At 36.2% G+C, this 25304-nt stretch carries 30 protein-coding genes and 1 pseudogene; 7 read left to right on the top strand and 24 right to left on the bottom strand.

The annotated features are described in order from the left end of the window. Positions 1-4: 4 nt before the first annotated feature. On the bottom strand, positions 5-1228 hold the full coding sequence (argJ, locus tag C568_RS0103510; protein ID WP_018780806.1) for a bifunctional glutamate N-acetyltransferase/amino-acid acetyltransferase ArgJ: 1224 nt from the start codon (positions 1226-1228) through the stop codon (positions 5-7). Between the two features lie 12 nt (positions 1229-1240). After that, positions 1241-2278 (bottom strand): N-acetyl-gamma-glutamyl-phosphate reductase, encoded by a 1038-nt coding sequence (gene argC / locus C568_RS0103505; RefSeq protein WP_018780805.1) that lies wholly within the window; start codon positions 2276-2278, stop codon positions 1241-1243. A 225-nt stretch (positions 2279-2503) separates the two neighbouring features. Between argC and C568_RS0103500 the strand changes: the two genes are divergently transcribed. Next, a complete protein-coding gene (locus C568_RS0103500) occupies positions 2504-2689 on the top strand; it encodes a YqzH family protein (RefSeq protein ID WP_018766126.1) in 186 nt (61 codons plus the stop codon). A 29-nt stretch (positions 2690-2718) separates the two neighbouring features. Here C568_RS0103500 and C568_RS0103495 read toward each other — a convergent pair whose 3' ends face one another. Then, complete coding sequence (locus C568_RS0103495) at positions 2719-3513, bottom strand: SDR family NAD(P)-dependent oxidoreductase (RefSeq protein WP_018780804.1); 795 nt, start codon at positions 3511-3513, stop codon at positions 2719-2721. 9 nt (positions 3514-3522) lie between these two features. Next, positions 3523-4476 (bottom strand): MBL fold metallo-hydrolase, encoded by a 954-nt coding sequence (locus C568_RS0103490; RefSeq protein WP_018780803.1) that lies wholly within the window; start codon positions 4474-4476, stop codon positions 3523-3525. A 166-nt stretch (positions 4477-4642) separates the two neighbouring features. Here C568_RS0103490 and proI point away from each other — a divergent pair, with 166 nt between their 5' ends. Further along, positions 4643-5482, top strand: a complete 840-nt coding sequence (gene proI / locus C568_RS0103485) for a pyrroline-5-carboxylate reductase ProI (protein WP_006095917.1) — start codon at positions 4643-4645, stop codon at positions 5480-5482. A gap of 57 nt (positions 5483-5539) precedes the next feature. Here proI and sdaAA read toward each other — a convergent pair whose 3' ends face one another. The 4 genes from sdaAA to rnz all read right to left on the bottom strand — a co-directional run bounded on the left by sdaAA (position 5540) and on the right by rnz (position 8842). Then, the gene (gene sdaAA, locus C568_RS0103480; RefSeq protein WP_003208393.1) at positions 5540-6418 is read right to left on the bottom strand and encodes an L-serine ammonia-lyase, iron-sulfur-dependent, subunit alpha; all 879 of its coding nucleotides are present in this window, start codon (positions 6416-6418) and stop codon (positions 5540-5542) included. 18 nt (positions 6419-6436) lie between these two features. Beyond that, on the bottom strand, positions 6437-7096 hold the full coding sequence (gene sdaAB, locus C568_RS0103475) for an L-serine ammonia-lyase, iron-sulfur-dependent subunit beta (RefSeq protein WP_016116224.1): 660 nt from the start codon (positions 7094-7096) through the stop codon (positions 6437-6439). A gap of 48 nt (positions 7097-7144) precedes the next feature. After that, positions 7145-7414 carry a hypothetical protein gene (locus tag C568_RS35150; protein WP_018780802.1) on the bottom strand — a complete coding sequence of 90 codons (270 nt, stop codon included), beginning with the start codon at positions 7412-7414 and terminating at the stop codon, positions 7145-7147. 504 nt (positions 7415-7918) lie between these two features. After that, positions 7919-8842, bottom strand: a complete 924-nt coding sequence (gene rnz / locus C568_RS0103465) for a ribonuclease Z (protein ID WP_003200147.1) — start codon at positions 8840-8842, stop codon at positions 7919-7921. Positions 8843-9030: 188 nt separating this feature from the next. On the opposite strand from rnz, the gene C568_RS0103460 reads away from it, so the two are divergent. From C568_RS0103460 to C568_RS32565, 3 genes and pseudogenes are all read left to right on the top strand, one after another. Continuing rightward, on the top strand, positions 9031-9282 hold the full coding sequence (locus tag C568_RS0103460) for a DUF3932 family protein (protein ID WP_018780801.1): 252 nt from the start codon (positions 9031-9033) through the stop codon (positions 9280-9282). A 290-nt stretch (positions 9283-9572) separates the two neighbouring features. Continuing rightward, positions 9573-10097, top strand: coding sequence for a YhcN/YlaJ family sporulation lipoprotein (locus tag C568_RS0103455; RefSeq protein WP_018766132.1), 525 nt, complete (start codon positions 9573-9575; stop codon positions 10095-10097). Continuing rightward, positions 10097-10201 (top strand): annotated as a pseudogene (locus C568_RS32565) (MgtC/SapB family protein); the annotation flags it as partial. The gene C568_RS0103455 and the pseudogene C568_RS32565, both read left to right, overlap by 1 nt. A 42-nt stretch (positions 10202-10243) precedes the next feature. Here the strand turns inward: C568_RS32565 and C568_RS0103450 are convergent. Continuing rightward, complete coding sequence (locus tag C568_RS0103450) at positions 10244-11482, bottom strand: DNA polymerase IV (protein WP_018780800.1); 1239 nt, start codon at positions 11480-11482, stop codon at positions 10244-10246. 157 nt (positions 11483-11639) lie between these two features. On the opposite strand from C568_RS0103450, the gene C568_RS0103445 reads away from it, so the two are divergent. Continuing rightward, positions 11640-11846 carry a hypothetical protein gene (locus C568_RS0103445; RefSeq protein WP_029426860.1) on the top strand — a complete coding sequence of 69 codons (207 nt, stop codon included), beginning with the start codon at positions 11640-11642 and terminating at the stop codon, positions 11844-11846. Positions 11847-11901: 55 nt separating this feature from the next. Here C568_RS0103445 and C568_RS0103440 read toward each other — a convergent pair whose 3' ends face one another. Both C568_RS0103440 and C568_RS0103435 read right to left on the bottom strand, forming a co-directional pair. After that, positions 11902-13020: a tripeptidase T gene (locus C568_RS0103440; protein WP_003200167.1), complete on the bottom strand. Its 1119-nt coding sequence runs from the start codon at positions 13018-13020 to the stop codon at positions 11902-11904. A gap of 127 nt (positions 13021-13147) precedes the next feature. Then, a complete protein-coding gene (locus C568_RS0103435; RefSeq protein ID WP_018780798.1) occupies positions 13148-13690 on the bottom strand; it encodes a GNAT family N-acetyltransferase in 543 nt (180 codons plus the stop codon). A 357-nt stretch (positions 13691-14047) separates the two neighbouring features. Between C568_RS0103435 and prli42 the strand changes: the two genes are divergently transcribed. Further along, positions 14048-14140: a stressosome-associated protein Prli42 gene (gene prli42 / locus C568_RS34115; RefSeq protein ID WP_018780796.1), complete on the top strand. Its 93-nt coding sequence runs from the start codon at positions 14048-14050 to the stop codon at positions 14138-14140. Between the two features lie 112 nt (positions 14141-14252). Here prli42 and C568_RS0103420 read toward each other — a convergent pair whose 3' ends face one another. From C568_RS0103420 to bfmBAB, 13 genes are all read right to left on the bottom strand, one after another. Beyond that, positions 14253-14492, bottom strand: coding sequence for a DUF3894 domain-containing protein (locus C568_RS0103420; RefSeq protein ID WP_016116232.1), 240 nt, complete (start codon positions 14490-14492; stop codon positions 14253-14255). Between the two features lie 63 nt (positions 14493-14555). Further along, the gene (locus C568_RS0103415) at positions 14556-15116 is read right to left on the bottom strand and encodes a L,D-transpeptidase (protein WP_006095921.1); all 561 of its coding nucleotides are present in this window, start codon (positions 15114-15116) and stop codon (positions 14556-14558) included. Positions 15117-15321: 205 nt separating this feature from the next. Continuing rightward, positions 15322-16290: an aromatic acid exporter family protein gene (locus C568_RS0103410; protein ID WP_018780795.1), complete on the bottom strand. Its 969-nt coding sequence runs from the start codon at positions 16288-16290 to the stop codon at positions 15322-15324. 100 nt (positions 16291-16390) lie between these two features. Beyond that, positions 16391-17113, bottom strand: a complete 723-nt coding sequence (locus C568_RS0103405) for an amino acid ABC transporter ATP-binding protein (protein ID WP_018780794.1) — start codon at positions 17111-17113, stop codon at positions 16391-16393. Continuing rightward, positions 17106-17765, bottom strand: a complete 660-nt coding sequence (locus tag C568_RS0103400; RefSeq protein ID WP_003200153.1) for an amino acid ABC transporter permease — start codon at positions 17763-17765, stop codon at positions 17106-17108. Before C568_RS0103400 ends, C568_RS0103405 begins: the two co-directional genes overlap by 8 nt. Before the next feature lie 37 nt (positions 17766-17802). Further along, positions 17803-18588, bottom strand: coding sequence for a transporter substrate-binding domain-containing protein (locus tag C568_RS0103395; protein WP_003200151.1), 786 nt, complete (start codon positions 18586-18588; stop codon positions 17803-17805). A gap of 398 nt (positions 18589-18986) precedes the next feature. Next, positions 18987-19400: a BrxA/BrxB family bacilliredoxin gene (locus C568_RS0103390; RefSeq protein WP_003208428.1), complete on the bottom strand. Its 414-nt coding sequence runs from the start codon at positions 19398-19400 to the stop codon at positions 18987-18989. Between the two features lie 154 nt (positions 19401-19554). Next, on the bottom strand, positions 19555-19962 hold the full coding sequence (locus tag C568_RS0103385; RefSeq protein WP_018780793.1) for a YjdF family protein: 408 nt from the start codon (positions 19960-19962) through the stop codon (positions 19555-19557). 120 nt (positions 19963-20082) lie between these two features. Next, positions 20083-20556: an NUDIX hydrolase gene (locus C568_RS0103380; protein WP_018766140.1), complete on the bottom strand. Its 474-nt coding sequence runs from the start codon at positions 20554-20556 to the stop codon at positions 20083-20085. A gap of 79 nt (positions 20557-20635) precedes the next feature. Continuing rightward, complete coding sequence (locus C568_RS0103375; protein ID WP_018766141.1) at positions 20636-21340, bottom strand: DUF421 domain-containing protein; 705 nt, start codon at positions 21338-21340, stop codon at positions 20636-20638. 119 nt (positions 21341-21459) lie between these two features. Then, entirely contained in the window at positions 21460-22638 is a 1179-nt protein-coding gene (locus tag C568_RS0103370; protein WP_018780792.1) for an FtsW/RodA/SpoVE family cell cycle protein, read from the bottom strand. Positions 22639-22983: 345 nt separating this feature from the next. Continuing rightward, positions 22984-24300 (bottom strand): dihydrolipoamide acetyltransferase family protein, encoded by a 1317-nt coding sequence (locus C568_RS0103365; RefSeq protein ID WP_006095956.1) that lies wholly within the window; start codon positions 24298-24300, stop codon positions 22984-22986. 15 nt (positions 24301-24315) lie between these two features. Continuing rightward, positions 24316-25299 (bottom strand): 3-methyl-2-oxobutanoate dehydrogenase subunit beta, encoded by a 984-nt coding sequence (gene bfmBAB / locus C568_RS0103360; protein WP_003200187.1) that lies wholly within the window; start codon positions 25297-25299, stop codon positions 24316-24318. Positions 25300-25304 lie beyond the last annotated feature (5 nt).

The following is a 25304-nucleotide window of genomic DNA, read 5'->3' as shown; positions in this document are numbered from 1 at the left end:
CTCCTTACGTACGATAACAAGCATTTATTTTCACATAGTCATAGCTTAAGTCGCAGCCCCAAGCTCTTCCTTTCTCCCCTCCAAGGTGCAAATGAGCATCAATAACAATTTCAGATTCCTTTAATTTTTGTTTCATTTCCTCTTGAGAAAACGCTTGTGGCTCGCTGCTTTGTAAAACAGGAATAGACTGAACAGCAATATCAACAGCGATAGGATCAATAACAACTCCACTTTGACCAATCGCACTAATAATGCGGCCCCAATTTGCATCTTCACCATACATTGCAGTTTTCACAAGACTTGAGCCAACAATTTGTTTCGCAATCTTATTCCCTTCTTCCACTGTTCGTGCTCCGTATACATTTACTTCAACTAACTTAGTAGCACCTTCACCATCTTTAGCAATTTGCTTCGCTAAGTCCTCACATACCTTTTGCAAAGCAAACATAAACTTCTCCCACTCCGTATGATTCGTATAAATAGCAGTTGTTCCTGATAACCCACTTGCCATTACAACGACCATATCATTTGTAGATGTATCACCGTCCACAGTAATTTGATTAAATGTATGATTCGTAACTTGTGATAATGCTAGCTGGAGTGCTTCTTGTTCTATATTTACATCTGTTGTAATAAAGCTAAGCATCGTTGCCATATTCGGATGAATCATACCAGAACCTTTTGCTGCCCCTGCAATCGTCACTTCTTTTCCTTCAATCATAAACTGATAACATGATTGCTTTATAACAAGATCCGTTGTTAATATCGCTTCATAAAAGGAAGCTGCCTTCTCTTTTTCTTTCGATGGTACGAGATAGGAAATACCAGTACGAATTGCTTCCATTGGTAAAGAAACTCCAATGACACCTGTTGAAGCAACTGCTACATGATTTTCTTTTAGCTGGAATTGTTTCGCAGCCAACGTTTTCATTTCATACGCATCTTGTAACCCCTGTACACCTGTACATGCATTTGCATTTCCGCTATTTACAACAATTGCTTGTAGCTTTCCTTCCACAGCTATACTTTCTTTTGTAACTTGTACTGGCGCAGCTTGAAATTGATTTGTTGTATAAACAGCTCCGCAATTAGCAGGAACATCACAAACAATTGCTCCCATATCTTTTTTCCCTTTTTTCAACCCAACCTGGGTACCAATCGCCGCAAAACCTTTTGGCGTTACAATTGATCCACTTGCAACTTTTATAATAGAATCTGTTCCAATCATCATTCTTCCCCCTTATGGATAGAGCGGCATATATTGTAATCCCGCCGTTTCCTCCAGACCTGCTAATAAGTTTGCATTTTGAATTGCTTGCCCAGCCGCTCCTTTCATCATATTGTCGATAACGGAAACTACTGTAATACGTCCTGTTCGTTCATCATAAGCCGCTCCAATGTCACAATAATTTGAACCCCTTACTTCTTTTGGACTTGGAAACTCTCCTTTAGAACGGATACGAACAAAAGGAGCATAACAATACGTTTCTTCATATAGCCTCTCTAATATCTGTGCATGGATATCTCGTTTTGCTTTTGCATAGAGAGTAACCATAATCCCTCTCGATATCGGAATTAAATGTGTACTAAATGTAATTGGTTTCGCCTGTTTATTCCACTCACCAAGCATTTGTTCAATCTCTGGAACATGCTGGTGCTCATTCACTTTATAAATATGGAAATTATCATACAGCTCTGGAAAATGAGTCATTGTTGTCGGTGTTTTTCCCGCTCCTGACACCCCTGATTTCGCATCGATAATAAGTGAGTCTTCCTCTATCATCCCGCCCCGCATTAATGGCGCAGCTGCTAGCAGTGCCGCTGTTGCAAAACATCCTGGATTTGCAACCAATTCCGTTTCTTTAATAGCTAACTTTTTCCATTCACTTAATCCATACACTGCCTTTTGAAGAATTTCTTCCTTTGCAGCAGGCCTTTTATACCATGTTTCATATGTACAAGGATTCAACATACGGAAATCACCTGATAAATCAATAACTTTTAAACCAGACGCTAGCAAGCGTGGCGTCAGCTCCGCCGAAACCCCTGCTGGTGTCGCTAAAAATACAATACTAGCCTCCTTCGCTATTACATCCACGTCGATTTCTTGTAACGTATGGACAATAAAATTTTGTAAGTGCGGATATACATTTGTTATTCGTTCCCCTACTTGTGAAAAAGAATGGACAGATGTAATCGAAAAATATGGATGATGATGTAACAACCTTATTAACTCAATTCCTCCATATCCAGTTGCTCCAATAATCGCGACTTTCATATGCTCCTCCTTATATCGATTCTTTAAATTAAATATGATTATAATATTGTATATTTATAGAGTCAATTAAATATTTATTAATTTTAAAAGTTTTAAAAACGTAATTTTTCTAGAAAAACAATAATTATACATGAATTTTTATACACCTTTGATGTACGCTAGTATTTTTTCTATACTTCAAGTACAATAAAAACAATACATTTATACATGCAAGCGGGGAAAAACATGAATGAAAAATTAATTGAAAAGATGTTGATAAAAAGTTTTCGGCAATATCAATGTAAACCTATTTCAAAAGAGGATCGGGAAACTTTAATTCAAAGTGTCCAAACAACCATTGGTTCGGAACCTAATATCGATGTATATGAAGCAATTGAGGATATTGTTTATGAATATATTACGGGAAAATAAAAAATAGGAGATTTCCAAATGGAAATCTCCTATTTTTTACTTAATGATTTACCTGCTATACGTTCAAAAAAACCTGGAAATAACGCAAAAAGTTTTGGCCCAACACTCATCCATTTTGGCAAATTCACTTCACGCTTTTTCGTTTGCATCACTTTTACAATTTGCTCTGCTACGTATGTTGGCTTTAACATGTAACGTCCCATATTTTTTACATATGTACCTGATTGATCAGCAATATCAAAAAAGTTTGTGTCAATTGGCCCTGGATTAATCGCTGTTACATGAATATTTGTATTTGAGAGCTCCATGCGTAAGCTATTCGTAAATCCTAATACCGCATGTTTGCTTGCTGCATACGCACTAGATTTTGGCGTTGCAATTTTCCCTGCTAACGAAGCAATATTAATGATTTGTCCACTATTTCTCTCTAACATATGAGGTAATACTGCTTTCGTACAAGCTACTAATCCAAATACATTGACCTGAAACATATCTTTCACTTCAGTCATGGACGCTTCTTCAAACGTTTTGAAAATACCAAAACCAGCATTGTTTACCAATATATCAATCTGCCCTGCATCCTTTAATATTCTTGCAAAAACAGTATCGATCTCTGCTTCTTCACTTACATCTAATACGTAATAATAGCAAGGCGTATTGTAAGTCGCTTTAATCTTTCCAGCTAATACTCGTAGTTTTTCTTCTGTCCGCGCTATTAATACAGGAATCGCGCCTTGCGCTGCAACTTGCATCGCAACTTGTTCTCCAATTCCACTAGAAGCTCCTGTAATGACGATTACTTTTTCTTGTAAACGTCCCGTCATCGCTGTCACCTACTTTGCATAATAAATCAATTGTGGCGACGATTCATCAATCATCACTTGTTGATTATATGCTAAAAAGTCCAATTGTCCAACTGTTTCCGAAATCGTAAGTGGCAATTGTTCTTTATATAATACAGGAAATAATTTCACACATACTTCGAAGGCTGTCATCGGTTTTTCTTTTAATAATTCTAACACTTTGAAAGCACGTGTTTCTTGTTTTTGCAATCTTCCCTCTATCAGCTCTTTCACATTCACAATGTCTTCTCCATGACCTGATAAAATGCGTGAAATCTTCATGTTACTTAAACGTTTTAATGTTTGATTATATTGTAGTAAAGGTTGCGCTCGCTCTGTCTGTCCTTCATATGGCGGTTCTAGTATCGGATTGGAGGAAATATGACTGATTAAAGCATCCCCACCAATTAATAGTCCATCACGCTCCCTGTATAACGAAATATGAGTCGAAGCATGCCCAGGTGTTTCAATAACTGTAAACTCCGGTAACGATTCAATACTGTCTCCCTCTCGTACAGTATGTGTTAACGATCTATTACAAGAATATTTAAGTGTTTTCGTCGTAAGTAATGCTTCATTCTTCAAAAATGCTTCTGGAACTCCGAACTGTAATGCGGCTTCTTTAAAAAATTGTTGATAACGTTTCAAAAATTGAGAATCCTGCGTAATCCACGGCTCATTCCAAGGATGGCCCACAATATTTGTCTTCTCAGAAAATGTATTTAAAAGTCCACAATGATCAGCATGATGGTGTGTAATCACTACTGTTTCAATGTCTTCTATCCTATATCCTAAAGTCCTTAATTGTTTTTCTAATGCTGCCCTGGCCTCTTTTGTATTTGTCCCTGTATCAATTAATGTTAATGATTCTCCCTTTACTAAAAACACATTAACTGTCTCAACTGCAAATGGAACAGGAATCTCCATTCGATGAATTGCTACCATGTTTATGCCCCCCGTCTCTCTCCGGTTCAAAAATGAATCCCTCTTCAGTTTACAACTTCTTTAAAAATTTGTCATTATTTTCAGATAAAAAGAAGGTGTTTTCTATAATAAAACGAATGTATGTAAATTTATAAGTTTTTCTTACAAAAATTAAGGAGGCTTCATCATGTCTATTCAAAATATTTCCTTTCTAGGTGCCGGATCTATAGCTGAAGCAATCATCGCCGGTTTATTAGATGCGAAGGTTGTAACGGGTGAACAAATTACAGTAAGTAACCGCTCAAATGAAACAAGATTACAGGAATTACATACAAAATACGGTGTCAAAGGAACACATAACAAAGAAGAACTACTTGCTCATGCGGATATTATTTTCCTTGCAATGAAGCCAAAAGACGTCGCAGAAGCACTTCAACCTATAAAAAAATATATAACGAATAATCAACTCGTTATTTCATTATTAGCAGGTGTTTCTACAAGTTCTATTACAAGCCTGCTTCAAAAAAATGTTCCGATTATCCGAGCAATGCCAAATACATCAGCCGCTATTTTAAAATCAGCCACAGCTATTTCTCCATCCTTGCATACAACAGAGCAGCACATTTACATTGCTAAATCTTTATTTGAAACAATTGGCCTTGTTTCAGTGGTGGAAGAAGAACATATGCATGCTGTTACTGCACTATCTGGGAGTGGCCCTGCGTACGTGTATTACGTAGTTGAAGCAATGGAAGAAGCCGCAAAACAGATCGGCTTAGAAGAGTCTGTGGCTAAATCACTTATTTTACAAACAATGATCGGTGCCGCTGAAATGCTTAAAGCTAATACTAAGCACCCTTCTATCTTACGAAAAGAAATCACCTCTCCTGGTGGAACGACAGAAGCTGGGATCGAGGTTCTTCAAAGTTTTAATTTTCAACAAGCACTCGTCGCATGTATTACACAAGCTACAAAACGATCACATGAACTTGGAAAAACATTAGAACAATTAACAAACGAAAAATAATAAACGGAGCTCAGAAAATAGATCTGAGCTCCGTTCTTTTATCACGATTGTATTCTCTTATTTGCTACTCTTTCCAAAAATCTCTTCTTGAAGGCGACGCCCTGTTGGTGTTGCTGCTAGTCCACCTTCAGCTGTCTCACGAAGTGCAACTGGCATTGTTTGCCCAATTCTAAACATCGCTTCAATAACTTCATCGCATGGAATTGTACTTGTTACACCAGCTAGTGATAAATCCGCTGCAATCATAGCATTTGATGCACCTGCTGCATTACGTTTTACACAAGGTACTTCTACAAGTCCAGCAACTGGATCACATACTAACCCTAGCATATTTTTTAAAGCAATCGCCATCGCTGTAGCTGCTTGCTCTTGTGTTCCTCCAGCCATTTCAACAGCTGCCGCTGCTGCCATTCCACTTGCTGAACCAACCTCAGCTTGACAACCTCCAGCTGCACCTGAAATGCAAGCATTATTGGCAACAACCATCCCAAATGCTCCTGCTGTAAATAGAAATTCAATCATTTCTTCACGTGTTGGCTGTAATTTTTCTTTGAGCGCAAATAGTACGCCTGGTACAGTCCCAGCTGATCCAGCTGTTGGTGTTGCACAAATGATTCCCATTGCTGCATTTACTTCGTTTGTTGCAACCGCTTTGCTCACTGCATCCAACATCGTATGCCCAGATAAACCTTTCCCGCTCTTCATATACTCTTGTACTTTCACCGCATCTCCGCCAGTTAAACCAGTCGGTGATTTCACACCTTTAATACCACGCTCTACCGCTTGTTCCATCACGACTAAGTTTTTCTCCATGCCTGCAAGTACTTCTTCACGAGAGATACTTCTTGTCTCCATTTCACATTGAATCATAATTTCTGCAATTTTTACATTCTGTTCTTTAGCTTGCGCCACTAGTTCCGCTGCGTTCCGAAACATGGTGTGTCCCCCCTGCAATTAATCCATAATAGTTACTTGACAAATATTAGATTGTCCTTTAATTTCTTCGATAACTTCATCTGCCAACAATTCATCTGTTTCAATGACCATAAGCGCTCTTCTTCCTTTTTCCTTACGTGAGACACTCATCGTACTAATATTAATTTCATGTTTGGCAAGTATAGAAGCTACAGATGCAATCGCTCCAAAGCGATCATTATTTACAATAAGAAGTGCCGGACTTGTTCCTGATAGTTGTAAATCAAACCCATTTAATTCCACCACTTCAATCTTTCCACCACCAATTGAACAAGCAACCACTTCAATCTCCTCTTCTCCTTTATACAAACGAATTCTCGCTGTATTCGGATGTGGTGCATTCGCTTCTTCTTCAATAAAGTCCACTTCAATCCCACGCTCTTTTGCAATTTCTAGCGCACTTGGGATACGTGTATCATCTGTTTCAAATCCTAGTATACCACCAATCAATGCTACATCCGTTCCATGACCACGATATGTTTTTGCAAACGAGCCATATAACGAAATCGTAACTCTTTTTGGTTCATGACGGAAAAGTTGACGAGCAACTTGCCCCATTCTTGCTGCACCTGCTGTATGTGAACTGGACGGCCCAATCATAACTGGACCGATAATATCAAATACTGAGCGATATTTCATCATGATTCCCCCTAAATCTTTTATAAAAAATTGCTTACTACTATTCTATTAAGCTGCCGATTCTGTTGCCTTTCCTCCCGTACTACGAATTTGCTCCGCTGTACGAATCGGATAGTTTTTGAATAGAAGTAAGCCAATATATCCTGCAATAATACCAGACACCATAATACATAAGAAACATAGCGTTACTTTCATCGGATCATTAAAACCATACATAACCATAAGTCCGGCAATCGCACCAGCAATAAATCCTGGTAGCAATCCAAATTTTAACACAGAAGCCCCTACAAGCATAGCATAAACAGGTGATACCCCCATTCCTAACGCAACAAGAGTTGCACCAGCTACTCCGCCTAGACTACCTGCTGATTCTCCAAGAAACTAAAGAGTGAAAAAAGACTGAGTACAAATAATAATAATAATACGGTTCCCTTAATAATCTCCATGATGCCCTCTCTCTTTTAGTCAATTTCGTTTCGTTACGAAAAATGGCTAAAATGCACGCTGTAACTCCCGACGAATTGTAATTTGCCCTCATTATAGCTTGTTTTTTATGAAACGCTTACTTTTGTTGAATTTCAAAGTTTCAGAATTATTTTTTTTTACTTCTCTTGTAGTAACAATAAGACAAACTATCTATATAACAGTTTTTCAAAATGACCGATGTTATGTGTTTTTCTCATATTCATCTAAAAATCTTAAAATCCCTGTATTAGTTCATATAGATATCAAATGATAACAGTTTCAACTATCTTGTAGAGAAAAAATTTTTTATAAAAAATAAAACAATGGCAAACTTATGTTGCCATTGTTTGTAAAATGTTATCGTTCTACTGGAAAACATTTCAAATCCATAGCTATTTCTGTATTTGCAAACAACAACTGAGCTTCTTGTAACAATTCCTTATATGTATCTGCTTGATAACGCGAACTAATGTGAGTCAATATTAACCGTTTCACATTCGCTTGCAATGCAATACTTGCTGCCTGTTCTGTTGTTGAGTGAAAATAATCATGTGCCTGGATTTCATCTGCTGCTGCAAATGTCGCTTCATGTACAAGTATATCTGCATCTTGCGCAAGGATTCTACTTGCTTCACAATAACGTGTATCCCCTAAAATCGTAATGATTCTTCCTTTTTGAGGTGGACCAATAAAGTCTTTTCCGTGTAAAACCCTTCCATCCTCTAATTCAACTACTTCACCGTCTTTTAAACGTTTAAAGATTGGCCCTGGCTTTACGCCAGCTTCTAGCAGCTTCTCAACAAGGAGATGTCCTTGTATGTCTTTCTCAACGATTCGGTATCCAAAACATTCAATTCCATGTGACAACCTCTTCGTTTCTACATGAAATTGCTTGTCTTCAAAAACAATACCCTCCTCAGTAATTTCTACAATTTCAAGTGGATATTTAACATGTGTTGTACTCACCGATAATGCGACTTCAATGAATTGCTTAATCCCTTTTGGTCCGTATACTGTTAATGGAGTTGTTCCTCCTTGAAAGGAACGACTTCCTAATAAACCAGGTAACCCAAAAATATGATCTCCATGCAAATGTGTAATAAATATTTTTTCAATGCGACGTGGACGCACTGATGTATGTAAAATTTGATGTTGTGTTGCTTCACCACAGTCAAATAACCACGTTTCACCTCGTTCTTCTAACAACTGCAAAGCGATTGCCGAAACATTTCTCCCTTTTGAAGGGACGCCTGCACCAGTTCCTAAAAATACAAATTCCACTTTCTTTCCTCCAGCTCTTTATAGAATCTATCTTTCATCTTACGGAATGTTATTTCAAATGGCAAATGAATTTCTATGAACTACTCATCTAGACAACTATATTAAACGAACGTTAACGATAAAAAAATAGCAATCGTTCGTGTTTTATAGTAAAATAATTGTATTACAAATAAAGGGAGCGTTTAACTATGAAAGAAGTATTTCGTTTACAAACTGATTTTTCATCTTCATTTGATCGCTGGGTAAGTTCTTTCGTGTCTGATCACCCAGCACCACTAGAATGGACGACTTTAAAAGAGTTAATTCATGAATACACCACATCGCATACAAATCGAACGTTACCTGAATACATTTCTTCATCTATCACATATTATGCACGACGTATTTCAACAACAAACAATTCAGAGATTGTGATTTATGAAAATCCTTCCATCTCATAATCTATAAAGTGAAACTTTAATCAGTGTCGCTTCATCCCCCACTGATTATTAGCCCTCACCAACCGGGCTTTTACGGACAGTTGATCCCCAATCTAACTTCTTTGCTTTCACTGAAATTTGAGATAGGGGTCTTACTGTCCGCAAATAGCGGGATAAAAATAAAAAAGCATCGAAAATCGATGCTTTTTTTGTTTTTATAAAATATACAAAATATCATCCCCTTTTTACTATGAATAATAAATGGCCAACTGGTCATTTTAAAAACATAGTATTGTAAAGGAGAGATATCATTGAAAAAATTAAAGATGTTTTCAATCATTTTTTTGGCAATTATTTCATTGCTTGGATGTGCAGGAAAGCAAAAGGAGAAAGCATTGGATAATCGCGAAAACAATGGCGTACGAAATGTTACATACGAAGGAAACAACACTAACCTTCAAAGAGTAAAAAATAATACGAACGGTGTCACGAACAATGAAACACGACTGCATATAGCAAATAAAGCGGCAGATCGAATCGTTGAACTAGAAGAAATAGACAAGGCAAATGTAATCGTCACAAATAGAAATGCCTATGTTGCCGTTGTTTTACGTGAAAATGTAAAAGGACAAATCACAAAACAATTAGAAAAGAAAGTTGCAGATCAAGTTAGAGCTACCGACCCAGATATTCGTCATGTATTTGTATCTTCAAATCCTGATTTTGTAGATCGAATGAGAGACTATGCGGACAAAATTAACCAAGGCAAACCAGTAACAGGGTTATTTGAAGAATTTACCGAAACCGTTCGAAGAGTATTTCCTAATTCTCGGTAACAAATCAAGTAGCCTTAATCGAGAAAGTAGTAAATCAAATGCTTTTGGAATCTGAAGTAACGACTGCAGGATGGAAAACTTCATTAGATTTAGAAGCGAGTTAAATATAAAAAGTGTCATGAGTACTAAATTACCATGACACTTTTTTACATAAATTTATTTTCCAATTTCTGCCGAAAAGATTTCTCCTGCTTTCGAAATAACTGACTCCCTCTTTGTAAAACAGGAGTTCCATATTTATCATTAATCTGGTCAATTACAGCTAATAGTGGCTCTTCTTTCGCATCTTCTTCAAATGAAAATAAATCCAGTTGTTTAATTGATTCTGTTTTCCATTCTAATTCCGTAGCTGTGACACCAAGCAATCGAATCGGATCGCCATCCCAATGTTGCTTCCATAAACGTGAAGCAGCTTGAAAAATATCACATTCTTCCCAAATTGCATTTTTTAATTGTTTACTCCGCGTTACTGTACGCCGATCATAGTATTTCATCATAATTTGAATGTTATAGCTGACAAGAGTCCGTTTTTGTAGCCTTTTGCTAACTGATTTCGATAAGCGCTCTAACATATCAAGCAATTCCTTCTCTTCATCCATATCCTTCGAAAATGTTGTTGAATTTCCGATACTTTTATGTTGTCCCATTTGATTTGGATCGACTTCTCTATCATCCATACCTTTTGCCCGTTTTTGTAAATCAACGCCGTGCTTTCCTATTTTTGCACGAATCACATGCGCTTCTCCCTTTGCCAACTGTTCAATTGTATGTATATGGATTTCTTTTAGCTTTTCTGCTGTTTTCTCACCAATTCCATGCATTGCTTCAACAGGACGTGGCCAAAGTAATTCCTGAATATCTCGTTTCCGAAACACAGTAATACCAAGCGGCTTTTTCATATCTGACGCAGTCTTCGCTAGAAAAAGATTTGGGGCTATTCCAATGCTACATGGCAACTCTAATTCTGTTAATAATGCTTGTTGAATCATCTTAGCAATCTCAAGAGGTGAACCTAATCCATAACAATCTGTTATATCTAAGTAACCTTCATCTATAGAAACTGGCTGAATCTTTTCAGTAAAGCGTGAAAGAATTTGAAACATCTCAAATGACGCCTCGCGATATAATTTAAAATTCGGGTGCTTCACAACTAACTCTGGACATAACCGCTTCGCTTCCCAAAGGAGCATTGTTGTACGTACTCCGTATTCCCTTGCTTCATAACTACATGTTACAATAACCCCTTTTCGTTCTTTTTCATTCCCTGCAACCGCTAATGGTTTTCCTTTTAATGATGGATCATGGGCAATTTCAACTGACGCGAAAAAACAATTCATATCAACATGTAGAATGACACGACCGTTTTTTGGATACATTTCTCTCATGTTTCTCACCCCCAAAAAAGAACGTTTGTTCCTGAATTTATTATATCAAATTCCTCAAAAACAGTGGAGCTTTTCAATCACAAAAACACGTTCTTTCCGACTATTTTTTGATATACTGAAATCAGCAATGGATAATTATGTAAAAGGAGAGGGTGGTATGAAAAACCATAGTAAACTCAATTACACGTTCCTCGTTATTATATTAATTATTGCTATTAATTATTTACTACTGCCGATTTTTAATATTAATGTGAATACCTTCGCACTGCTACCTCACTTAGTACGTGTTGCAACAACGTATATACTCCCCTGGATTTTTTTATATTGGCTCATTCGCCTTGTAAAAGCAATCGAATCCAAATGAAAATGGCGTGTAAACCTATGATGGTTTACACGCCATTTTTTTCGTATGCTTACAATTATTTCGCTATTTCTTCAATAATTGCAACAACTAGTTCAGCTGTTTTTACTAATTCTTCAACAGGAATTTTCTCGTTTGTTGTATGAATCTCTTCATAACCAACTGCTAAGTTTACTGTTGGAATACCATGCCCTGCAATTACGTTTGCGTCACTTCCGCCACCACTTTGGTGAAGAGAAGGTGTACGACCAATCTTTTCAGCAGCACGTTTTGCAACTTCTACAACATGATCGCCATCAGCAAATTTAAATCCTGGGTACATAACTTTTACTTCAACATCTGCTTGACCGCCCATTTCTTTTGCAGTTGTTTCAAATACTTCTTTCATTTTTGCAACTTGCTCTTGCATTTTTTCATCTACTAAAGAGCGAGCTTCTGCGAAAATTTGCACATGGTCACAAACGATGTTTGTTTGTGTGCCACCTTCGAAACGACCGATATTTGCAGTTGTTTCAGAATCAATACGACCAAGTGGCATTTTTGCAATTGCTTTTGCTGCGATTGTAATTGCAGATACACCTTTTTCAGGTGCTACACCGGCGTGAGCTGTTTTCCCGCGAATAATCGCATTTACTTTTGCTTGCGTTGGCGCTGCAACTACGATTTCGCCCACTTTTCCATTGCTATCTAATGCATAGCCATATTTTGCTGTAATACGTTCACGATCTAATGCTTTCGCCCCAACAAGACCTGATTCTTCACCAACTGTAATAATAAACTCGATTTTTCCATGAGGAATATTTTCTTCTTTTAAAACGCGGATTGCTTCAAACATGGATGCTAATCCAGCTTTATCGTCTGACCCTAAAATTGTCGTACCATCTGATACAATATAACCATCTTTAATAGAAGGCTTAATTCCTTTACCAGGAACTACTGTATCCATATGAGAAGTGAAGTAAATTGTATCTACTCCTTCTTTCGTCGCTGGCAAAGTACAAATTAAGTTACCTGCACCATGTCCAGTTACACCCATCGTGTCATCTTCAAATACTTCAACACCTAAAGCAGTAAATTTCTCTGTTAACACTTTGCAAATTTCTGCTTCATATTTTGTTTCAGAATCTACTTGCACAAGTTCCATAAATTCATTTACTAAACGTTCTTGATTAATCATGAGAATGCGCCTCCTGCATTGCATTAAGTATGTAACATCGTTAATTATAACAGAATTTCGCAAAAGTTTCGAAAGACAAGCTAAAAAAACAGATGGTTCACACATCTAGATAACCATCTGCTTTCTTCTACTCATTTAAAAGGACCCACCGCATATGATCTTCCCAAACCCCATTTACCATTAACATCTTCCGGGACACCCCTTCATATTGAAAGCCAATCTTCGTTACAACTTGAATAGATGCTAAGTTACGGGGCATAATCGGGGCTTCTATACGATGTAATTGGAATTCTTGAAAAGCCACTTCAATTGCTTTTCTAAGCGCTTCTGTCGTATAACCTTTGTTTAATTCATCTTTATCTAGTTTATAACCAAGAACACAGGACTGATAAATTCCACGCACAATTAAATTGAAAGAAATACAACCGATAATATTCGTATCATCACCTTTTTTAAAAATCCATAATCGAATAATTTTCCCTTCTACAAATTCTTTCTCATCTTTTCGCAACCGTTTTCTTTGATAATCCAATGTAAAAAAATCATCTGGTCGATATTCTTCCCACGCCTTTAAAAACTCACGATTTTTGTCGTAATATTGAAGAACTTGCTCTGCATACGACTCATCGATTTCTCTTAATTGCAAACGTTCTGTTTCATATATTTTCATTATCGTATCTCCATTCTTCAGCTTGCAAAACTTTTTTAAAAGGCACCGAAAAAACTGTGTCCTATGCTGTTTATATTCTCTGTGTATTTCAAATTTTCCTGTTATATTTTAGATACACTTCTCGAATTTTGTCTTCTCTATACCCTTGTCCATATTTCCATTTCTCGATACAATAAAGTGAAACTTTAATTATTGGGGAGTCTCCATTCCCCCAATAATTATTAATCCTCACCAATTGGGCTTTTACGGACAGTTCATCTCCCACCTAACTTCTTTGCTTTTGCTGAATTTTAAAGTGGGAGTGTTACTGTCCGCAAATAGCGAGGGAGAGTTGGAATGATTGTAAGGAGGTTTAACATGAATAAGAAAGCACAAAAAGTTATGATATACGTTATGCTAATTTCAATGCTTGTAACAACATTACTCACTGGAGCAAGTATGTTTTGGTAAGGAGGACGATATATAATGTCGTCCTTTTTTAGCACAAACAGGCTGTTTATTCTCCTGGATAGAAAATAAACAGCCTGTTCAATCACAATCATTTTAATAAATGATTTATATTTTATTTTATTATTAGTACAAGCGCTACAATACTAAATGAAAAAGCCATAACAAGGGCCATAACAAAGCTGGTATAATGTTTTTGCTGAAACGCTCCTATAACAAAAGTTACATTTAAAAGTGCCATGAACACAATTGACACCAGAAAAGAACATACATTAAAAGTTGCCAATATGAAAGTCACAATGAATAGAAAGCCAATAAAAAACTGCATATAAGAAAGCCTTGGATTCAAATACATACGAGCAACTCCTTTTCCAATAATCTTCGTATATCCTCATTAATACATGGATATGTACACATGTCAAGACAAGTTCGTGGAAAGAAAAAGCCAACTTGTTCGGTTGACCTTTTCGTAAACCAGAGCTCCTTTTTCTTTTGCAAGCTGCTGAAATGTTCTTTTCGATTTTACAATCCATACCTTTGTTCCAATTGGAATGCGATCAAATAAATATTCCACATCATTTTTTTTCATTCTAATGCATCCTTGTGAAATATATTTTCCAATTGAGCTTGGCTGATTTGTACCGTGAATACCATATTTACTCCCGTCAGTATCTCGTGCATTAAACCCCATCCACCTAGAGCCAAGTGGATTTTTTGGTGAACCACCAGGGATATCCTTCGCAATATAATAAGGATTTTTTGCCTTCATTACAATATCAAAACTTCCCTCTGGCGTTAACTCGTTTGTTTTTCCCGTCGCTACAGGAAAGACCTTTTGTATTTTACCATCATCAATATAAGCAAGCTTGTTCGTCTGCTTATTTACAATAATAAATGGATCTCCAGCACGCGGATTATCTCCAAGAGGCCATATCGGTGAAAGAGAAAAACATAATAGTAAGGACAGAAAATACGACATGATTCATTCCTTCCCTATATATAAATCCATTTTGATTTTTCGACATATTAGCTGCGGCTATGAAAACAAAAACTACTCTCCACTTATTTTCTCTTTTATTTTCACACGGCATGGGGCGAAAAAGGGCACTGACCGCTTCTATGCATGGCCGGATGCTCTTGCCTACCTAAAAAGAATGGTTTGATGTTGGCTTTTTAATTTGGATTTATATAAGTTCTTTCACATTATCCTTCCCTTTAAACCTACTTTTAATAAGTAAATATTGCTCCATTTCGTAAACAAGTTGAACAAGCTTCGCACGCATTTCAAATTCTTCACGTGTCTTAGGAAGTGGCATTTCTCTAAAAATCTCTCGCATTTCTTGTAATTGTCTAAGTGAAATAAGACCTGTGCTTTCAGGACGAATAGAATTCCCCACGTTTCCAATCACTTCCGCAATCATATCTGATTGCTCATATGACCACGATAAGGAAGCTGCAAGCGGCATAATCCGCTCTAAAATTTCAAATTGTTGCATACGCATATCAAAATACCGATAATAATAATCATCTTCTCGCATAAATTGATTTTCAAGTTTTTTGAAGGATAACTCTTTTGCTTGCTTTAAAATGTCCTCTGTTTCAATTAATTCTTTTCCAGCCCATGTACTATCTCGATTTCGTAAATATACAGCCATCTCAAATAAAATCGTTTTAAAATTCCATTCTACTTTTTCCTGATACCTTTTTAATTTTTTTTCTGCACTTGGCATATACATATTTACCAATAAAGCCACACTAATTCCAATTGTTAAAATTGCAATTTCATTTCCAATCGCTAACCATGTGATATGTTTTAATGAATACAAATGCATGACAATAACTGAACTTGTAACAATTCCTTCTTGAATTTTAAGCATAACAGCTGTTGGGATAAAAGTAAGAAGTAACAAACTAATAGCAAGTGGTGTATAACCAATTGTTTCAAAAATACAAAACGAGAATACCATCGATAATAAGCAAGCTAAAAACCGATGCAAAGATGCTTGGAGTGATTTTCGTTTCGTATTTTGCACACACAAAATAACCAAAATGCCCGCAGAACTATAAAATTCCAAACCGAATAGCTGCGCAATAAAAACTGCCGCACCTGTTCCAACTGCTGTTTTCACTGTACGATATCCAATTCTAAACATATCATTGCTCCTATATGTATAAACGTATTTACAGTAAGTATAAAAAAAGGATGACAAGCTGTCATCCTTTTCTCCTTATTATTCACGTAACTTTTACATGTTACAATATTTTTTGTAAAAATTCTTGTGCGCGTTTGCTTTTTGGTTCTGTAAAAAACTGTTCTGGACTTGTATCTTCAACAAGCTTTCCACCATCTAAAAAGAGCACACGATCAGCTACTTCTTTTGCAAATCCCATCTCATGTGTCACAATTGCCATTGTCATTCCTGTAGTCACTAAAGATTTCATTACTTCTAATACTTCTTTTACCATTTCAGGATCTAGTGCCGATGTTGGTTCATCAAAAAGCATAACTTCCGGTTCCATTGCCAATGCTCTAGCAATGGCTACACGCTGCTTTTGTCCACCTGAAAGACGGTTTGGATATGCATCCTTTTTATCGAGCAATCCTACCTTTTCAAGAAGTTCCTTCGCCTTTTTCTCTGCATCTGGTTTTGCCACACCTTTTACATTTACTGGTGCGTACATAATATTTTCTAATACTGTCATATGAGGGAATAAGTGAAAATGTTGAAACACCATTCCAACATTTTCACGAACACTCATAATATTTGTTTTTGGATTGGTCACTTCTTCATTCCCAATCCAAATGTGACCATTTGTAGGTGTTTCTAGTACGTTCATACAACGTAAAAATGTTGATTTTCCTGACCCAGACGGTCCAACAATCGCAACAATTTCGCCCTTTTCGATTGTTGTCGTAATTCCTTTTAGTACTTCATTTTGTCCAAATGATTTATGAAGGTTTTCAATTTTAATCACTTTTCTTCATTCTCCCTTCAATTGCTTTCCCGACTAATGTAAGAATAATTACTAGAATATAGTAAACAAGTCCGACAAATAGTAACGGTTCAAGATATTTAAACGTTTCACCGCCTACAATATATGCACGGCGCATTAAATCAGTCGCACCAATTACTGTCACTACTGCCGACTCTTTCGTAAGTGTTGCAAATTCGTTCACAAGCGCTGGTAATATATTTTTTAATGCTTGTGGTAAAATAATATTTTTCATCATTTTTCTATATGGAACACCGAGAGCCATCGCAGCTTCTGTCTGTCCTTTATCAACAGCCTGAATTCCTGCACGAATTACCTCTGACATATATGCACCCGAATTTAAACTAAATGCAAGTACTGCTGCTAAAAATGCTGGTATATCATATCCAATCATTTGCGGAACACCGAAATAAATAATCATTAATTGCAAGACAAGTGGTGTACCACGAAATATCGATGTATATAAATCAGCAGCGATATTTAACACTCTTACTCTAGCAATTTTACAAAGTGCTAATAACGTTCCAAGTATAAAACCAACTAAAGCAGATACTGCTACAATTTTCAGTGTAACTTCTAGTCCCTTTAATATATATGGTATCGACGGAGTAATTGCCGAAAAATCTAAGTTCATCTTTTGTCATTCCTCTCACAGAAAAGAGAAAGGCAGCTTATTTTTTGCTGCCAAACCATTTCTTCACTAATTTGTCCATTTCACCATTTTCTTGCATCTTCTTAATCACTTTATTAAATTCTGCTGTTTTGTCACTATTTTTCGGAAGGGCAATTGCTGCTCCTACTTCTTCTGGAGCTTCCTGAATTTCAATTCCTTGTAAACCTTTGATTTTTTCTAAATAATTTTTAGCAACTGTATCTTCTAAAATAGCAGCATCAAAACGTCCAGCCTGAATTTCTTGTACGATTTCTGGTATACGGTCACGCCCCTCCGCCTGGAAGTTCACTTGCTTGTTAAATTCATTCGCTTTTTCTTCTTGAATAGAACCTGTTTGTACCCCTACTTTTTTACCTTCCAAATCTTGTAATGACTTAATACCTGAATCCTTTTTCGAAACAATCATGTTTTTAGCAACAAAATAAATATCTGTAAAATCCGCATTTCCCTTACGTTCTGGAGTTGGTGTCATACCAGCCATAACAAAGTCAACTTTCCCCGAGCTAAGCGATGCTAATAATCCTCCAAAATCCATATCTTTCACTTTCACTTCATAACCAAGTTCTTTCCCAATATACTTTGCAATATCAACATCAAAACCGATAATTTCATCACTCTTTGAAGCTTCCACATATTCATAAGGTTTATAGTCTGCTGAAGTACCCATAACGAGTACTTTCTTATCTTTCTTCGTATTCGATTCCTTTGTTTCTCCCTTACTACAAGCACTAAACATACTTATTATTAAAATAAGTGCAAATGAAATTGATAATAACTTCTTCATATTTCTCCCCCTAATAATGTATATTTAAAAGTTTTATAGAATTTTTATTCGATGTTTGTATTGTAGCAGTAATTTTATTTTTATGCAACAATTAAAATAAAAATAAAATACAAATTCTATTAAAACGGTTTTTCTAGGTTGATTAATGTATAGATTAGTGTATAAAATATACATTTCATGTATATTCCCTCTCATTACAAATGATTATAAACAAATGTTATTAACTTCACCTCCTAATAAAGTGCAACTTTAATCAGAGGGGGACTTTCTTTAACTTCTATTGATTATTAGCCCTCACCAATCAGGATTTTACTGCTCACAAACATCCTAATAAATGGAACAAAATAAAAAAACGGTACATACACTTATAAGTGTATGTACCGTTTTTTTATTTTCTATTAAACCTCTTTACAATTCTCTTCAAAGTACGATTGTAATTTTGCAATGACTTGCATTGGCTCATGGCCTTCGATTTCATGGCGTTCAACCATCGTTACAATCTTTCCATCTTTTAATAATGCGAAAGACGGAGAAGATGGTGGATATCCTTCAAAATATTCACGTGCACGTGCTGTTGCCTCTTTGTCCTGCCCCGCAAATACTGTTACAAGGTGATCTGGACGTTTATCATAATGTACGGAATGCGCAGCAGCAGGGCGAGCAATACCACCTGCACAACCGCATACTGAGTTTACCATTACAAGTGTCGTACCTGTTTGCTTAAATGCCTCATCAACTGCGGATGGTGTTGTTAATTCTGTATATCCAGCGGAAACAATTTCTTCACGCGCTTGACGGACAACATCATTCATAAAAAAGTTAAAGTTAATCAATGTTTTCCCTCCTCTAGATCTCTCTCTCTGTATCTTACCAGTTACCGTTTTAGAAATACAAGTAAACTTACTTGTATTCTTCTTATGCGTATAGAAAAAACGTCCTAGAACAAGTGTCCTAAGACGTTTTTTCTTAATGTCCGCGATGCTTTTGTTTTGCTTTTTGCACTTTGATAAGGCGTTTTTTCTGCTTTTCTGCTTCACGCTGTTCCTTAGATTGCACTCGCTTTTCTTGCTTATGCAATTCATAAGATAAACTAATTGCCTCTTGTGCCTTCGTAAAGCTTTTTGTATACATTTCTTTTGCAGCTTCTCTTATGATACGTTTTATACTTTTCGGACGCTTTTTCTCTTCCACTTTAACACCGCATTTGGCAAAGTGATTAAAATACGTTAGCAACGTATTATTTACAAATACAAGTATCTCTTCGTCTGATGGCTCAGCACCAAAAATATACCTCGCTGCATACAAAATCCCTTTATGTGTATCCTCAATCATTCCTACAAAAAACTGACCATCATGATATACTGTCAATTTCATCGACAGCCCCTCCTTAGAAAAAAATTAGAAATACTGGACATCCCGGAGGGGAAGGTTACTGACATACTAGTATGCGTCTGGACTACCAACCAGAACTGTGTTTTTGTATTTCTATAGCTATTATATATTATTTCTACTTTCTTTTTCTATCTTCTCATATGCTTCAATCATTTTTTTATGTGATCCTACAATATACTCAGGCAATTCTGTAACGGGAAAGAATTTAAGCTGAACCGCTTCCTCTTTATTGACAGCTAGCAAACCTTCATATTCATTTGTATAATAAGCAGTCGTTACAGATTGAAATTCATCACCATTCGCTAATTTTATAAAGTAATTAGCTCCAGAGAACACATTAATGAGTTTTAAATTTTTCACATAAATTCCTGCTTCTTCATATACTTCACGGCAAGCTGTCTCTTCTGTGGATTCTCCAAGCTCCATTAAACCACCAAGCAATCCCCATTTTCCATACGGTTCTGTTCGTTGTTGTAATAAAACATGTCCACCTTCATTTAATACGAGAACAACAGCACCAACTAAAATTAAAGGGCGATGACCAACTACTTTTCGTAACTCCTCTACATATCCCATCGAAACAAACCCTTCTTTTTTTATTTCGTTGTCCACACTATTGTATCATATGCATAAGATGGTAAAATGCGTATTCATTTCATTTTTTTAACAAAATATTTATTTTTTCCATTTCATCTATCGTTGCTAATTGAATCAATTCAATTGATACTTTTTTTGATAATTCCTCCTTTGCCCATGTTTCCGTTTTCCCCAATAAAGTAAGCACATCCTTTTGAATTTTCCCGTCTTTTACAAGAATAAATGAAATAGGTGATTTTTTACCAGCTACTTTCATATCCAGCCGAGATACCGTTTCATATTCTGGATACTGAAATACCGAAACAACACCACTTGCTTCCCATAATGCTAATTTTATTGTTTTAATATCACTAATATTTTGTAAGCGTAGTTCAGAAAATAAATACTCTACCGTAATTCTTGCTTTTTTCAAATTGCTAAAATCGATTGAACCATTATGTATGAGAATAACCGGAGCTGGTTCTAAAAAACGTCTCCACCGATCCCATTTCAACATTAAAATCGAACTTATGATATGAAGAACAACGAGCATAAAAGTTGTAATCATCGAGCCTGTTAAACCCACTTTTTCATCGGATAGTGCATTGGAAATATTTCCACCTAACAATAAAACTAATACCACATCTAAGAAGCGGAGTTGTGCAATGGAGCGTTGTCCCATTGCTTTGGCAACAATAATTAGAAAGATATATGCTATTATAGCTCGAATCATCCATTCTATATGAGAAAGATGATGTGCTCCCTCAAAAATATGCATATGCATGAATTTGCACTCCTTAATCATCACAAACTTTCACACTCCCTTTAGTTTGTGATGATTAAGATCATCTATACAAAAAAGACCGATTCGCATGAAAACGAATCAGCCTTTTTACATAAAAATTAACTAACTGAAAACATATACTTTTTGTATGTTTTCCGTACCGATAAGACGAGCCCCATCATCATCATATTCGAGAATAAGGAACTTCCTCCATATGATAAAAACGGAAGCGCAATTCCTTTTACCGGCATTAATCCAACAATCATACCAACGTTTTGGAAAATTTGTAATGTTAAAACACCAATTACTCCAGCACATAATAATGTACCGAACAAATTATCTGCTGAATACCCAATTATAATTGTTCGATATAAAAGAAGCAGGAACATAAATACAACAAAAGCTGCAATTAAAAATCCACCTTCTTCAGCAATTGTAGCAAAAATGAAATCGGTATGCTTTTCAGGAATATATACACTTCCATATCCAAATCCTTTTCCATCCATTCCTCCACTACCAACCGCTAAAATCGATTGTTGTGTTTGATAACCTTGATCCACGTGCTCAAATGGATCCAGCCAACCCAAAATTCGTGACTGTTGATGCGGCTTTAGTAAAGTAACCAATTTGTTGAAAAAAATATCTGGGTATTTCAAAAATATAAATACTAACGTGGACAATATGGTCAGTGGAATAACTGTACATATTGCAATTAATTTCTTTTGAATACCTGACATAAACAAAATACATGCAATCCCTGCAGCATATAGGAAAACCATCCCTGTATCAGGCTGACTATATACAAGTAGAGCAGGTGGAATCGATACTAAAATAATTTTACCTATTAATCTTAAATCCGTTTGAAAAGTCCGTACCATATATTTTTCATTATGCTTGACTGCTAAACTAGCAACTAAAATAAGCAACGCAATTTTGAAAAACTCTGATGGCTGGATCGCCCCAAGAACTGGGACTTTAAACCATCTTTTTGCCCCTAATATTTCAGGGGTTAAAGCTTTAAATGGTGAAATCTTAAGTATAATAATCGAAGCAAACCCAACAATATAAAATGGCCACGCTAATTTTTGCAGTTGATCTAAATCAATACTTGCAACAAGTAGTAATAAAACAATACCGATTACATAGTTAATCCCTTGTTTCATTGCAAAATTTGAATTTCCATATTGTCCTGTTTGTTGACTGCTATATATGGCAGCTATACTCGTGACGCATAATATACACAAAATTAAAATTAATTTTACATCTAAACTTTTTAGAAATTCGGTACTTCTCTTCATGACATCCTCCTGAAACATTGTTAAGGCAAAATAAAAAACCAGGAGTCAACATTCTTTATATTTTGACGACTGATTGCACATTAATCTATAAAATACTTATATAGAATAACTTTCTTTTTTAAACAATACAATACATTATACTACAGTTTCATCAGTAAGATTTTCCAAAAAAATATTCTTTTCTTATTGTATATCTATATACTGGATATCAGCAATGTATTTTCGTAAATTCATAATACATTATTATTCATTGTCACATTAATGGAAGGCATTTTTTATTGTGGGATAAAAAGTGAAGAAATATATTTTTTCTAAAGTAAAAAGCTCGCAGACGCGAGCTTTTTATTAATATACAGACGTATTATTCTCTGATACATTTTCAAGAATTTCTTTTACACGTCCTAAGAATTTACCACAAATTAAGCCATCCAGTACACGATGATCAAGGGATAAACATAGGTTAACCATGTCGCGTGCACCGAACATACCATTATCCATAATAACTGGACGCTTTACAATAGATTCTACTTGTAAAATAGCAGCTTGTGGATGGTTAATAATACCCATAGATTGAACAGAACCAAATGATCCTGTGTTATTAATTGTAAATGTACCTCCTTGCATTTCGTCTGCTTTCAATGATTTTGTACGAACTTTTCCTGCAAGTTCTGTAATTTCACGAGCAATACCTTTAATTGTTTTCTCATCTGCTTGTTTAATAACTGGTACAAATAATTCATCTTCTGTTGCAACAGCGATAGAAAGATTAATATCTTTCTTTTGAACAATCTTGTCACCAGCCCACATTGAGTTAATTTGTGGGTATTCTTTCAATGCTTGTGCAACTGCTTTAACGAAAAATGCAAAGAATGTTAAGTTGAAGCCTTCACGCTTTTTAAATTCGCCTTTAATTGAATTACGGTATGATACAAGATTTGTTACATCTACTTCAATCATCATCCAAGCGTGAGGTGCTTCGTGTTTACTACGCAGCATGTTCGCAGCAATTGCTTTACGTACACCTGTTACCGGAATCTCAATATCGCCAGGTACTGTCGGTACAGATACAGGTTTTGCCGCTTCTGTTTTTGGAGCTGATGGTGCAGTCACTTTTGGTGCTTCTTGTGATGCCTGCATAGATACAGGTGCTGCTTCTTTCTTCGCACCAACTACCGGAATGTTTCCAGATTCCACAAGCTTCAGAATATCTTTACGTGTAATACGACCATTTGCACCCGTACCTTCTACTGCATCTAAATCAATATTATGCTCACCTGCAAGTTTTAATACAGCTGGTGAGAAACGAGGTTTGCCATCAGTTGGTTGCTTCACTTTTGGTGCTTTTTCAGTTGAAGCCACTTCTGTTTTTGGTTCCTCTTTTGTTTTCTCTTCTACAGCTGTCGCAGCTACCTCATCCGCGCCCTCTACTTGGATCACACAAACGACTTCACCTACAGCAAGTGTATCACCTTCAGCAGCGACTAACTCCTTCACAATTCCTGTGAAAGAAGATGGTACTTCTGCGTTTACTTTATCTGTCATTACTTCTGCAAGCGGATCATATTTATTTACGTGATCGCCAACATTTACGAGCCATTTACTAATTGTACCTTCCGTTACACTTTCCCCAAGCTGAGGCATTGTGATATTTTCTACAGCCATGTATAGTCCCCCCGATTAAAATTCCGCAAGTTCACGCATTGCTTTTTCAACTTTATCTGGATTTACCATAAAGAATTTTTCCATTGTTGGTGCATATGGCATTGCTGGAACGTCTGGACCTGCAAGACGTGCAATTGGTGCATCAAGATCAAATAAGCAATTTTCTGCAATAATTGCTGCTACTTCACTTATAATGCTTCCTTCTTTGTTATCTTCCGTTACAAGAAGAACTTTACCTGTTTTAGAAGCTGCTTCAATAATCGCTTCTTTATCTAATGGATATACAGTACGTAAATCAAGAATGTGAGCAGAAATGCCATCTTTCGCTAATTTTTCAGCAGCTTGAAGAGCAAAGTGAACACATAATCCATATGTGATGACAGTAATATCATCACCTTCACGTTTTACATCTGCTTTTCCGATTGGTAATACATAATCATCTTCTGGTACTTCGCCTTTAATTAAACGATATGCACGTTTATGTTCAAAGAATAGTACTGGATCTTCATCACGAATTGCGGCTTTTAATAATCCTTTTGCATCATATGGTGTAGAAGGAATAACAATTTTTAAACCTGGTTGGTTTGCAAACATTGCTTCTACAGACTGTGAGTGATACAATGCACCGTGAACGCCGCCACCAAATGGTGCACGCACAGTGATCGGACAAGTCCAGTCATTATTAGAACGGTAACGAATTTTTGCTGCCTCAGAAACAATTTGGTTTACTGCTGGCATAATAAAATCAGCGAATTGCATTTCAGCAATTGGACGCATTCCGTACATCGCTGCCCCGATTGCTACCCCTGCAATTGCAGATTCTGCAAGCGGTGTATCAAGCGCACGATCTTCACCAAATTGATCATATAATCCATTTGTCGCTTTAAATACGCCACCTTTTTTACCAACGTCTTCTCCTAATACAAATACTTTCTCATCGCGTTCCATTTCCTCGCGCATTGCTAATGTAATCGCGTCAATATAAGACATTACAGCCATGAAAC

Source organism: Bacillus sp. 95MFCvi2.1 (assembly GCF_000374965.1).
GTDB lineage: Bacteria > Bacillota > Bacilli > Bacillales > Bacillaceae_G > Bacillus_A > Bacillus_A pseudomycoides.
This window is presented reverse-complemented; position numbering and strand designations above follow the sequence as displayed.